Source organism: Mycobacterium sp. P7213 (assembly GCF_900604305.1).
Classification (GTDB): Bacteria; Actinomycetota; Actinomycetes; order Mycobacteriales; family Mycobacteriaceae; genus Mycobacterium.
On record NZ_UWOA01000019.1, the window covers coordinates 1 to 11,926 of the forward strand.

An 11,926-nucleotide genomic window follows, 5' to 3' on the forward strand; every position below is an offset into this window, starting at 1 on the left:
TTTCTGATCCGCGAGGGCAGCACCCCCGAGCAGGCCGACGAACTGCTCGACCTCATCGACCGGTACGCCGCCGACGCCGCCACCGACGACCAGGCGGTGGCCCGATGATCGCGCAGCGTGCCGTGCGCCGGTTCGGGACGCCCGCCCACCTGGCCAGCCTGCCCGGTGCGCCCATGCGTCCACCGCGGCGGTACTCCCAGACCGAGCTGCGGCAGCGGCGGCGCACCGGACTGACCGTCGGCCACTACGCCGGGGACTGGAGCCTTGCCCGCGAGATCGCCGACGTGGTTCGGCCACTGGCCGAACGGATTGCCGCCGCGCCGAGGCCAGCCCGGTTCCGGTTGCCGGTGGCTTGGCTGGCTGAAGCGACCCACGAGCTGGTCAGCGTCATCGTCGGGTGGATCGCTGAGGCTGACGCCCACGCCAAGACCGAACACCTCAAGGGTGAGCCCGGCAAGCGCAAGTACGCGATGACAACGCTGATCGACCTCGCGCCGCGACCGGCTCTGCCCGAGATCAGCCGCGAGGCCCTGGACACGGGTAGCTGCGCGGCGGTGCTGACGGCGATGGCCGACGACATCGATGGGCCGCTGTCGGCGTTGCTGGGCCGGGCGTACCCGCCCAACGCCAACGAACTGCGCGGCCAGACCAGCCGATCAGAACGGCTGGCACGACTGCTGCGCCAGACGCTCGACCGCGCCGCGCTGGAGCTGGAGCGCCGCCTGGACAGCGCCCAGGACCACCCCGAGCCCACCGCCAGCACCCCGACCGACCCGCGAGCAGTGCTTGCGCAGATGGGAGTAACCCCGTGACCACCGGCCTGCCTGACTTCCCTGTCCAGACCTACGACCACCCGTTGCCGCTGGACTTCGTGGCACCGCCGGTCAATCCCACCGCATTCGGGCTGTACTCCTCCACGGCCTGGACCGGGATCGGCGCGGACCAACCGTCGCGGCACTTGCACGGTGTGGAGGTCCGCGGCAACAGCTACCCCAACGGCCAGAGCGCCGGTGTCTGGAATGCGCCGTGGTGCGGTGACCCCGTACCCGGCCAGCTCAAGGAAGGCCACCGGCCCGACATCCTGGACGCATTTGAGCCGATGGTGTTGTGGGCCGCCGACGAGTGTGATCTGACCGCACCGTCGCGGGCCGAGGTCACCGCCAACGCGGCCCAGATCCTCCGCCTGGAGGAACAGGTCATGGCCGAGCGGGAGTTCGCCGAACGCCTGAAGCTCGATGCCGCCGACCTGGGTACACCCCAGACCGCGGCGAGCTTCAAGCAGGCGGTGGGGTATCTGGAGGCCGCGGCGGCGCTGACCAACACGCTGACGTTCTTCCACGCCGGGGCGCAGTGGGCCAGCCAGGAGTTCGGCCTCGTGCTCAAGTCCGGCACCCGCTGGGTATCACCGCTGGGCCACGTCTGGATTTTCGGCGGCGGTTACGTCGAGGGCCTGGAGAACACGATCATCGCCACCAGCCAGCCCTACGGCTGGCGCGATGAACCGCAGATCAGAACGACGATGGACACCGGCGGCAACCTGTTCGTCGCCATTGCCGAGCGCACCGTCGTCATCGGCTACGAGGCCCTGGTGGCGGCGGTGGAGATCACCGCGCCGGAGCCGCAACCGTGATGACGATGATGACCGAGACCGGTTGCGAGGCCACCTACGGAGGTCCGACCTGCTGGGAGTGCGGTGGGCCGGTGCTCCAGTACGCGGGCAGCGTCCATGGGTGGCGGTGCCGCGGCTGCCTTGCCCGCTACGTCGATGCCGGCCAGGCGCGCTGGGAGGCCAGAGCGGACAGGACCAGGGAACGTGTCAACCGAAATCTATTGTCCGGCAACGATATTCAATCTCCTGTCACTGCGAAGGTCGACGCCGGGAGGACGGGTCCGTAGCTATGTGCCGCCGCCCTCCCGGCGCTGACCCAACAGGGCAGCCCATCGACCAACTAACCCCCGAGAGGAACACCCGATGACCGGAACCAGACAACCTCGGCGGCGGCTCACCCTGGCCGACCTGACCGCCCGCGAGCGTGGGCACTTGGAGCTGTGTGTTCACGAGTCTGCCCATGCCGTCGCCGGAGTAGTGCTCGGCGCGCAACTCCGCAGCGCGGTGGCCTCAGACAGCCGTGTGTGGGGCCGGGAAGGGGCGACCACGTTCGCTGACCGCCCCCACGGACGCGACCCCGAGATCGCGTACGCCGGGCCGTGGGCAGTGGCCCGTTGGCGTGCCGGTCGCCGCCCGACGCAGGCCGAGACGTATGCCGTCCTGTCGCGTGGCGGCTACAAGGACGCCCGGGTGCTGATCGCCTCCGGTGGAACGCATCTGGGCACCGGGATTACGCCCTTGCTAGAGCGGTGCTGGCCCGCAGTCATCCGCACCGCCCAGCAACTCCACCGGGACGGCGAGGTGTTCGAGGCCGACGTTCTGGCGGCGCTGGGGGTCGATGACGGCGGTGGGCGCACCAGCACACAGCTGGCCAACCTGCGCGCCGGTCTGCGCTCGGTGCCACCGCTGGCCCACGACACCGCCAAGCACGCCGCGCCCGCCTGATACAGCCGGTTTCACTGCGCCCCTTGGCCTCGGGGGCGCGGTGTACCGGCCAACGACACCGGCCCAACGAAAACACCGAGGGAGAACACCATGCCCGGCACCACCAGCACCACACCGAACGTCGATCCGTTCTACGACACCTGGATGGGCGACTACTGCCCGGCGTGCTGCCCGCCAGGAGACCAGGCCGACCGTTGCACCCGCCTGGCCGCAATGGCCGAGCCGGACGCCGTGATTTGGAACGGCGGTAAGCGGCTGATCTGCGAATACTGCTGTGCCCGATGCGGCCATCAGTGGCGGCGGTCGGACCTCTGGGACGCCGCGAGCGCCGGTTTCGACTCCAGCGCACGGCGAAGCGTCGCGTGACCACCGCTGCCAACCCGGTAGCCGCGTTGGCCGCCGTCCGCGCCCTCCAGGCCGCACGGGGGCGACAGCGCCCCGATTCACCGGCCGAGCTGGCCCGCCGGTTGATCCCCGGCTATCACGTGACCCCGACCATCCGGCTGATCAGCGACGAGCTGGTGCGCGCCGTACAGACGCCGGACTCGCGGCTCATCCTGTGCTGTCCACCGCGTACCGGCAAGAGCGTGCTGGTCAGCCAGGTGTTCCCGGTCTGGCTGCTGGCGCGCAACCCCGACACCGAGATCATCGTCAAGAGCTACGCCGACGCCCTGGCCGAGGAGCATTCACGGGAGGCGCGGCGGCTGATCGCCGAGCACCGCGACCAGCTGGGCATCGAGCTGGCCGAGGACAAGCAGGCGGTGGGCCGCTGGCGGGTGGCCGGTCACCGTGGTGGCATGTTGGCAGGCGGAATCCTGAGCGCAACAACCGGTTTCGGGGCCGGTGTGCTGTGCGTGGACGATCCCGTCAAGGGCACGGCTGACGCCGACTCGCCCGCCTACCGGCGGCGGCTGCTGGCCGAGTTCCGCTCCAGCCTGATGACCCGGTTAATGCCCGGCGGGTCGGCGGTGATCGTGATGACCAGGTGGAGCGAGTTCGACCTGGCCGGTGAACTGCTGGCCGAACCGGGTAGCCGCTGGCAGCACGTCAACGTCCCTGCCATCAGCGCAGCGGGCGTGCCCGATGCCCTGGGCCGCCCGCCGGGCGTGGCGATGACCTCGGCCATCGGGCGCACCGCCGAGCAGTTCGCCGAGATCAAGCGCGCCGTCGGCGGCCGGGCCTGGGCCGCGCTGTATCTCGGCGTGCCCTCGGAGCCGGAAGGCGGGCTGATCAGGCGGCAATGGCTTGACGACTGGCGGCTACCGGCTGCACCGCGTGGACCCGTCAAGGTGGTCATAGGCGTCGACCCGGCGGACTCCGGCGAGGGCGACGAGACCGGCATCATCGCCGCCAGCCTCAGCGCCGATGGCTCCATTGCACTGATCGCCGACACGTCGGGGCACTTCACCAGCGACCAGTGGGCGCGCCGCGCCGTGGACCTGGCCATGGACACCGGAGCCAGCGAGATCGCGGTCGAGGCGTTCGCCGCCGGGACCACCTACGTCCGGCTTGTCACCGAGGCACTGCGGCGTTCCAAGCTGGACCGGCCCGTCCGCGTCACCGGCTGGCCTCCGAAGGGCTCTGGCCGTGGCAAAGGCGATGCGGTGGCCCGCTCGGCGGAGCTGCTGGCCGCGCTGGAGACCGGCCGGTGCCGGGTCGCTGGCTTCTTGCCCACGCTGGAGGACCAGGCCGTGACGTGGGAGGCAGGCAAGCACCAGCCCGACAGGGTGGCCGCGGCGGTGGTGGCCTTCGATGTCCTTGCCCGCTCCGCCGGGCAGCAGTGCGGATTCGTGACTCCCATCGACGCCATGCGCCGCGCCCGCGAGGGCAAGATGCCACCGCCGCCGAGCTGGATGACGCGCCGGATCGGCGGGCGGTGACCGTGGAGCCATTCATCACCGACGTTGGCGGCGTGCTGTTGGAGAACGTGCACCCGATGGACAACTGCGCCGGTCGTCGGTGCGTGGTGCACAACCCCAGCGACCACCACATGCGGGATTGGCCGCTGGTGTGGCGCAATGACCGAGGCATCTTCGAGCGCCGGTGCCCGCACGGCATCGGGCACCCCGACCCCGATCAATTCGAGTTCTGGGCGCAGGCGCGCAAGCGGTGGCGTCCGGCCCTGAGCGCTGATGTCATTGACGGCCCGTACCCGCCGCAGAACCCGTACGACGGCATCGGGATTCACGGCTGCGATGGCTGCTGCCACCCCCTGCGCGGTGGTGGCCGATGACCGCCGCCGCTACGTGCCACCGCCCCAGCAGGCCAGGCGGTGGGCTGGCCAGGGCGGGCCGGGCCAAGCTGCGCGCGGACCTCACCACGCCCGCCGAGCCGGTCGGCTGCGATTGCGCCCGCTGCTGCCCACCGCCACTGACCGACATCGAGGCCCAGGCTGCCCTGCGCCATGTGTCGAACCAGGACGCTGTCGCCTACGCGCGGGGCGAGCTATCGCTGGTCAGCCAGTACGGCTGCGAGAGCTGCGGTGGATGGGTGCCCGCGTTTCACCAGACGGCGGCGCGCTGACCCCCGCGAAAACCACGCTGACCTGCCCTGACGTTCTAAACGCCTATTAACGACGCTAAAACTAGTCGAAGGCATCCATCGACCAGCCCAATACGGCAGCGAGGAACGAGTTGCGCTGGTCGGCCGTGAGCCGCTGCTTCGTCACCCGAGCATCCTGCCGGATTTTGCCGCGATTGTGTGTCGCTACCGAGGATTACCGCGACGAAATTTCGCAGGGCAGCTCTGCGGCCAGCAGCGCCAGTGCCGGTGAACAACCGCCGTCGATCTTGACGTCGGCCAAGTCATCGCCGCGGGTGGGGCCGCGGTTGATGATCGCGACCGGGACACCGCGCGCGGCGGCATGGCGAACAAACCGGTAGCCGGAGAACACCGTCAGCGACGAACCCGCCACCAGCAATGCCTCGGCGTCCTCGACCATCGAATAAGATTGGGCGACGCGCTCTTTGGGGACGCTTTCGCCGAAGTAGACGATGTCGGGCTTGAGTATCCCGCCGCAGTGCCGGCAGTCGACGAAACGGAATGACGCGGTATCGGTGACGACGGCGTCCGCGTCGGGCGCCACGGCGATACCGCCGAGCTTTCCCGCCCGGTCGATGAACCCGGGGTTGAGCTGCTCGAGCTGCTCGTGCAACGCGCCTCGGCTCAAGGATTGCCCGCAGGTCAAGCAGATCACCGTGGCGTAGCTGCCGTGCAGATCCACCACGCGCCGGCTCCCGGCTTTGGTGTGCAGCAGATCGACGTTCTGGGTGATCACCCCGCTCACCACGCCGGCCTCTTCCAGCGCGGCCACTGCCAAGTGCCCGATGTTGGGTGCGGTGTCGGCCATGTGGCGCCAGCCGATGTGGTTGCGAGCCCAGTACCGCTGACGAAACACCTGGTCGCCGGTGAACTGGGCGATGGTCATCGGGTTGCTCGGCGGGGAGTCCGGGCCGCGATAGTCCGGAATGCCCGAATCGGTGGAGATGCCGGCGCCGGTGAGCACCGCGACCCGCCGGCCCGCAAGCAGCGTCAGCAGGTCGCAGACCGTCGGCTCGGTTCCGCCCATCCGGCTAGCGTAGGCACTTCGCGGCGGTCGACTGCTCGGCAGCCATGTTGCGGCACATCATCTCCAGTGCGGCGGCACCCAGTGCGGCGTCGATGTGGGCGACCGCGTCGACCGGTATCACCACCGGAAGGTGCCGGACATAGGCGTCCAGAGCGGTGTAGAGGATGCATTGCTCGGTGACCTGCCCGGTCAGGATCAACCGCTGGGTGCCGAGCCGGCCCAGCAGATACTCCAGCGGAGTGGAGTAGAAGGCGCTGTGTCGCACCTTGGTCATCAACCGGTCGCCGGCTACCGGGGCGATGGGCCGCACCAGTTCGGGTCTGGAGCCATCCAGCGCCGACGCGGCGATCTGGGCGAATCCAGCGGTGAAGTCGCCGTAGTTGTCGTTGACGTAGATCAGGTCGACATCATCGGCGGCCCGGCTGCGTTCCACCAGGTCGGCCAGCGGTTCGACGATCTGTGCGACGTTGTCGGCCAGTTGTTCGGCGTCGGCATGGCGGTAGGAGTTGAGCATGTCGACGACGATTACCGCGGTATCGGTCATGCCCCTGGTGATACCCGAAAGCTGCACGTTGACACAGTCCGGGCGACAATGGGGGCAATGGAGCATTCTGGGGACTTCTACAACGCCTACCGGCACGGGTTCGCGCGGGTTGCCGCCTGCACGCACCGCACCACGCTCGCCGACCCGGCCGCCAACGCCGAGTCGGTGCTACAGCTGGCGCGCGACTGCCACGACGACGGCGTCGCGCTGGCTGTGTTTCCCGAACTCACCCTGTCGGGATACTCCATCGACGACATCGTGCAGCAGGACAGCCTGCTCAGCGCCGTCGAGGCGGCACTGCTCGACGTGGTCGCGGCCTCGGCGGAGCTACTGCCGGTCCTGGTGGTGGGAGCGCCACTGCGCTACGCGCATCGCGTGTACAACACCGCGGTCGTCATTCACCGCGGGCGCATCCTCGGGGTCGCGCCGAAGTCCTACCTGCCCACCTATCGGGAGTTCTACGAAGGCCGCCAACTGGCGGCCGGCGCCGACGAACGCGGACTCATCCGGCTGGGCGACGCAGAGATCCCGTTCGGGCCGGACCTGCTGTTCGCCGCGACCGACCTGCCCGGGTTCGTGCTGCACGCCGAGGTGTGCGAGGACATGTTCGTGCCGGTGCCGCCCAGCGCCCAGGCTGCCCTGGCCGGCGCGACGGTGCTGGCCAACCTGTCCGGCAGCCCGATCACCGTCGGGCGTGCCGACGACCGCTGCCTGTTGGCCCGGTCGGCCTCGGCGCGCTGCCTGGCCGCCTATGTCTATGCCGCCGCGGGAGAAGGCGAGTCGACCACCGATCTCGCCTGGGACGGCCAGACCATGATCTGGGAGAACGGCACGCTGCTCGGCGAAAGCGAACGGTTCCCCAACGGTCCCCGCCGATCGGTCGCCGACGTCGACCTCGGGCTGCTGCGCTCGGAGCGGCTGCGGATGGGCACCTTTGACGACAACCGCCGCCACCACCGGGATGCGGTGCAGGCGTTCCGGCGGGTGGAGTTCATGCTGGATCCGCCGGCCGGGGACATCGGGCTGCGGCGGGTGGTCGAACGATTCCCGTTCGTGCCGTCGAATCCGCAGCGACTGCAACAGGACTGCTACGAGGCCTACAACATCCAGGTTTCCGGTCTGGAGCAGCGGCTGCGCGCGCTGAACTGTCCCAAGGTGGTCATCGGGGTCTCCGGCGGACTGGATTCGACCCACGCCCTGATTGTCGCCGCCCGGGCGATGGACCGGGAAAACCGGCCGCGCAGCGACATTCTCGCGTTCACCATGCCCGGCTTTGCCACCGGTGAGCGCACCAAGGCCAACGCCGCCGCGCTGAGCAAGGCGCTGGGGGTGACGTTCGCGGAGATCGACATCCGCGAAACCGCGAAGTTGATGCTGTCCGAGCTCGGGCACCCGTTCGCGCGCGGCGAAGCCGTCTACGACGTCACGTTCGAGAACGTGCAGGCGGGCCTGCGCACCGACTACCTGTTCCGAATCGCCAACCAGCACGGCGGCATTGTGCTGGGCACCGGCGACCTGTCCGAGCTGGCGCTGGGCTGGTCCACCTACGGGGTAGGCGATCAGATGTCGCACTACAACGTCAACGGCGGCGTGCCCAAAACCCTGATCCAGCACCTGATCCGGTGGGTGATCAACTCCGGGGAGTTCGACTCCGATGTGTGCGCGGTACTGGCCTCGGTGCTCAATACCGAGATCAGCCCCGAACTGGTGCCGGCGACCGACGGCGAAGAGATTCAGCGCAGCGAGGACAAGGTGGGCCCGTACTCGCTGCAGGACTTCGCGCTGTTTCAGGCGCTGCGGTACGGATTCACCCCGGCCAAGACCGCGTTCTTGGCCTGGCATGCCTGGCATGACGTGGAGTCGGGTTCCTGGCCGCCCGGATATCCGGCGGACAAGCGGCAGGCCTATTCCTTGGCGGATATTCGACACTGGCTCAAAGTGTTTGTGCAGCGGTTCTATTCGTTCAGCCAATTCAAGCGCTCGGCGCTGCCGAACGGGCCCAAGGTGTCCCACGGCGGTTCGCTGTCGCCGCGCGGAGAATGGCGGGCACCCTCGGACATGTCGGCGCGGATCTGGCTCGACGAGATCGAACGGGAGATTCCGCAGGCGTAAGAAGGAGCAGCGAGGATGGCCGACATTCGAAGGTTTCCGTTGTCACCGGCGTTGCAGCGGGCCCTGACCCTGCTCAGCGATCCACCGTCGGACCCGCAGGTGAGCCGCGGCTATCTCGACCTGCTCGACGAGGCAGGGGAGGCGGGTGCGCAGCAGAACACCGGCGCCATCCAGCGGCTGTGGGCCTCGTCGTTCGGGTCGATGTTCTACGACAATGCCCAAGCGGTGGCCCGCCGGCTGCTCGAGGCTTGGCAGCACCCGATCGACTGGCTGGCGATCCCCGCCGGCGGGGTGGCGCTGGATGTCGGCTGCGGGCCGGGAAGCATCACCACCTCGCTGGCCCGGGCAGTCGGCCCCGACGGTCTGGCCCTGGGCGTCGACGTCTCAGCACCGATGCTGGCCCGGGCGGTACGGGTGCAGGCCGGCTCCCAGACCGGCTTCCTGCGTGCCGATGCACAGCACCTGCCGCTGCGCGACCAGACCGTCGATGCGGTCGTGTCGATCGCTGTCCTGCAACTGATCCCCGATCCGGTGGCGGCGCTGGGTGAGATGGCGAGGGTGCTCAAGCCCGGTGGGCGCCTCGCACTGATGGTGCCCACCGCGGGATCGGCCTCGCGACTGTGGCAGGTGCTGCCCAAGGCCGGTGCGCGGGTGTTCGACGACGACGAGATCGCCGATACCCTGGAACACCACGGCCTGACCAGTGTTCGGGTCAAGAACTTCGGCACCATCCAGTGGGTGCGGGCCAAACGGGACTGATCGTCTGGCAGGGTGTGAATCATGCCCACCGTCCTGATCGAGGTCCGCCGCCACTACGAGCCGGCCGAGGAAGTCGCGATCATCGATGCCGTCCATGGCGCGCTGGTGACCGCGTTCCAGATCCCGGCCAAAGACAAGAACGTGCGGCTGATCGTGCACGAGCCGCACCGGTTTGCCGTTCCGGCGCAGCTCACCAACCCCGAGTACCGCACCCTGGTATCCATCGACTGCTTCTCCGGCCGGTCGCTTGAGGCCAAGCGGCTGCTTTACGCCGAGATCGTCGAACGCCTTGCCGCGCTGGGCATTCCCTGCGACCACGTGATGATCACCCTGCACGAGGTGGATCGGGACAACTGGGGGATCCGGGGCGGGAAGGCCGCATCCGACGTCGACCTGGGTTTCAACGTTCGGGTGTGAACAGGGCGAATCGCCTGGTCACAGCCATCCCATCATGATGCTGCGGCTGAATTGGTCCGCAGCGATATCGGATAGCTGCACCTTTGTTGGTTGACTCGCTCCGTCCGCTGCGACGATATAGAGCTCAAAGGACTCCGTATCTTGGTACTTGAACGCAACCCGAGATCCATCCGGAGCTGCTACCGGTTCGTGTACGGGCGAGGTATTCGTGTCCGGTAATAGGCCAATTGGCGGTCCGAACGTAGGGCACCCGTGGTCGTCGGCTCCGGTTACAGCAGATTTGCCGATTTGAACTAGGCTCATCTTTACCGCGACGGCATTCTGACCCAGCCACTGAGGCTGTCCCGAGCACCCGAACAGCATTGTTCCATCATAGTTCAGAGGCGGCGTAATAGTGCCCGTCGGTGCGTCGATCTTCTGTGCGTCCGTTGTCGAGCCGGCAGGCAATCTATACAGTTCACTAGAACCCTGCGGAGTTGGCGTCGAACGGAAGTAGAAGTTTCCGGCGCCGTCGAAACCAACGGATTCGAACGATGGAGCGGTCCCACCGAATGGACCCAACTCCACGCTGGGACTGGCGGCGGTAAAATGGCCATTATTGTTAATCCATCCGGCTCGCGTACTAGTCGGCCCGTCGATCATCATGAATGTCAACTTCGTGAGATCTGGCGAGAAGGCCGAACGATTGATGGGCGGAACCGGCGCGCCCATAATGCTTGGGAGTTTCTCTGGAAACGTCGACACTTTTGTGTAACTCCCTGAGTCTGGATCGATTAGGCCGACAGTCCACCCAGCATTGTCACTTCTAATAATGAGAAGTCCTGTCGTCGGGAGTGCCTGAGGCGCTGGCGTGTTGGAGGGGCTGGCGACCGCGGCAGTCGCATTCGACGCGATCTCGGACTCCGCGACAGTCGGCGTACGCGGGGACGAGCATGCCGACGCTGTGATGACCATGGCTGCCGAAGCGGCGAGGACCAATAGCTGGAACCCATTGTTCTGACTGTTCATGCATCCTCACTTCGTTCCGGTCCACCCGGGTCCGGAGCAGTCGAATATCAACAAAACTGGATCATTATCTAGGAAGGTGGACGAACGTCGCAACGTTTTGATGGTTGTCAGGTGCTCAGTTGCTTCATCGCCTGGCTGATCGACTCAGCGCTCGGGGCGCAGTCCCCGGCACCGACCACCAGTGTCGCCAAAGCCCCTGCCGCACAGGCGTATTGCAGTGCGCCTTCGACGCCGCCAGCCCATTCGGTCGCCAACACGCCGGCAAAGACATCGCCCGCGCCCGCGCTGTCCAGGGCTTGTACCGCCGGAGCCGGAACGGTAAGGATGCCGCCGGGCCCGCGGTAGCGCGCGCCGCGCGACCCCAGCGTGACGACCAGGTGCGGAACCTCGTGGCGGAATCGCGCGGATTCTGATTCGTTCACCACGGCCACGTCAATCTGGTCGATGAGCCCCGCCACGTCCGCCGCGGGTGGGGACACGTTGAGGATCACCGTCGCCCCGTGCGCGTGGGCGAGCCCGGCGGCCGCGGCGGCCACCGGGATCGGGATCTCCAACTGCATCAGCAGCACGTCGCAGTCGGCGATCAGGTCGCGCTGGCTGGAAGTCAGCGCCCACGCACCGTTGGCGCCCGGGTCCACCACGATGGTGTTCTCCCCGGACGGGTCCACCATGATGACCGCCGAGCCACTGGGCCCGGGCGCCGTCATGAGGCCGGCGGTTCCGACGCCGTTGCTCTGCAGGTGCCGGCGCAGCAGTAGCCCGGCGTCATCGTCGCCGACCGCGCCCACGAACTGCACGCGGGCTCCCGCGCGTGCCGCGGCCACCGCCTGGTTGGCGCCCTTCCCGCCGGGGTGGGTGCTGCGCGCCGTGGCCAGCACCGTCTCGCCTGCGGCCGGAAGCGCGGCGACGGCGAAGACGGTGTCGGCGTTCACGCTGCCCACTACGCACACCCGCGTCGCCATGG

At 68.0% G+C, this 11,926-nt stretch carries 14 protein-coding genes; 10 read left to right on the top strand and 4 right to left on the bottom strand.

Annotation, left to right across the window (positions count from 1 at the left end; translation table 11 throughout):
* Positions 1–104 precede the first annotated feature (104 nt).
* The 7 genes from EJK91_RS09100 to EJK91_RS09130 all read left to right on the top strand — a co-directional run bounded on the left by EJK91_RS09100 (position 105) and on the right by EJK91_RS09130 (position 5,077).
* A complete protein-coding gene (locus EJK91_RS09100) occupies positions 105–812 on the top strand; it encodes a hypothetical protein (RefSeq protein WP_125078769.1) in 708 nt (235 codons plus the stop codon).
* Positions 809–1,630, top strand: coding sequence for a hypothetical protein (locus tag EJK91_RS09105; RefSeq protein WP_206430404.1), 822 nt, complete (start codon positions 809–811; stop codon positions 1,628–1,630). The genes EJK91_RS09100 and EJK91_RS09105 overlap by 4 nt, the downstream gene beginning before the upstream one ends.
* A gap of 342 nt (positions 1,631–1,972) precedes the next feature.
* Positions 1,973–2,554, top strand: a complete 582-nt coding sequence (locus tag EJK91_RS09110) for a hypothetical protein (RefSeq protein ID WP_125078770.1) — start codon at positions 1,973–1,975, stop codon at positions 2,552–2,554.
* Between the two features lie 90 nt (positions 2,555–2,644).
* Positions 2,645–2,920 (top strand): hypothetical protein, encoded by a 276-nt coding sequence (locus EJK91_RS09115; RefSeq protein WP_125078771.1) that lies wholly within the window; start codon positions 2,645–2,647, stop codon positions 2,918–2,920.
* Positions 2,917–4,434, top strand: coding sequence for a terminase large subunit domain-containing protein (locus EJK91_RS09120; RefSeq protein ID WP_241178663.1), 1,518 nt, complete (start codon positions 2,917–2,919; stop codon positions 4,432–4,434). Before EJK91_RS09115 ends, EJK91_RS09120 begins: the two co-directional genes overlap by 4 nt.
* Positions 4,431–4,787, top strand: a complete 357-nt coding sequence (locus EJK91_RS09125) for a hypothetical protein (RefSeq protein ID WP_125078773.1) — start codon at positions 4,431–4,433, stop codon at positions 4,785–4,787. Before EJK91_RS09120 ends, EJK91_RS09125 begins: the two co-directional genes overlap by 4 nt.
* The gene (locus EJK91_RS09130) at positions 4,784–5,077 is read left to right on the top strand and encodes a hypothetical protein (protein WP_125078774.1); all 294 of its coding nucleotides are present in this window, start codon (positions 4,784–4,786) and stop codon (positions 5,075–5,077) included. Before EJK91_RS09125 ends, EJK91_RS09130 begins: the two co-directional genes overlap by 4 nt.
* 193 nt (positions 5,078–5,270) lie before the next feature.
* Here the strand turns inward: EJK91_RS09130 and EJK91_RS09135 are convergent, their stop codons facing one another.
* Positions 5,271–6,122: an NAD-dependent protein deacetylase gene (locus EJK91_RS09135; protein WP_024440765.1), complete on the bottom strand. Its 852-nt coding sequence runs from the start codon at positions 6,120–6,122 to the stop codon at positions 5,271–5,273.
* Positions 6,123–6,126: 4 nt separating this feature from the next.
* Positions 6,127–6,666, bottom strand: coding sequence for a cysteine hydrolase family protein (locus EJK91_RS09140; RefSeq protein WP_024440764.1), 540 nt, complete (start codon positions 6,664–6,666; stop codon positions 6,127–6,129).
* A 57-nt stretch (positions 6,667–6,723) separates the two neighbouring features.
* On the opposite strand from EJK91_RS09140, the gene EJK91_RS09145 reads away from it, so the two are divergent.
* From EJK91_RS09145 to EJK91_RS09155, 3 genes are read left to right on the top strand one after another with little or no spacing between them, the layout of a single operon-like run.
* Complete coding sequence (locus EJK91_RS09145; RefSeq protein ID WP_125078775.1) at positions 6,724–8,778, top strand: NAD(+) synthase; 2,055 nt, start codon at positions 6,724–6,726, stop codon at positions 8,776–8,778.
* 15 nt (positions 8,779–8,793) lie between these two features.
* A complete protein-coding gene (locus EJK91_RS09150) occupies positions 8,794–9,537 on the top strand; it encodes a class I SAM-dependent methyltransferase (RefSeq protein WP_125078776.1) in 744 nt (247 codons plus the stop codon).
* Between the two features lie 21 nt (positions 9,538–9,558).
* A complete protein-coding gene (locus EJK91_RS09155; protein WP_125078777.1) occupies positions 9,559–9,954 on the top strand; it encodes a tautomerase family protein in 396 nt (131 codons plus the stop codon).
* 18 nt (positions 9,955–9,972) lie between these two features.
* Here EJK91_RS09155 and EJK91_RS22150 read toward each other — a convergent pair whose 3' ends face one another.
* Both EJK91_RS22150 and EJK91_RS09165 read right to left on the bottom strand, forming a co-directional pair.
* Complete coding sequence (locus EJK91_RS22150; protein WP_125078778.1) at positions 9,973–10,698, bottom strand: hypothetical protein; 726 nt, start codon at positions 10,696–10,698, stop codon at positions 9,973–9,975.
* 371 nt (positions 10,699–11,069) lie between these two features.
* Entirely contained in the window at positions 11,070–11,924 is an 855-nt protein-coding gene (locus tag EJK91_RS09165) for a ribokinase (RefSeq protein WP_125078779.1), read from the bottom strand.
* Between the last annotated feature and the right edge of the window lie 2 nt (positions 11,925–11,926).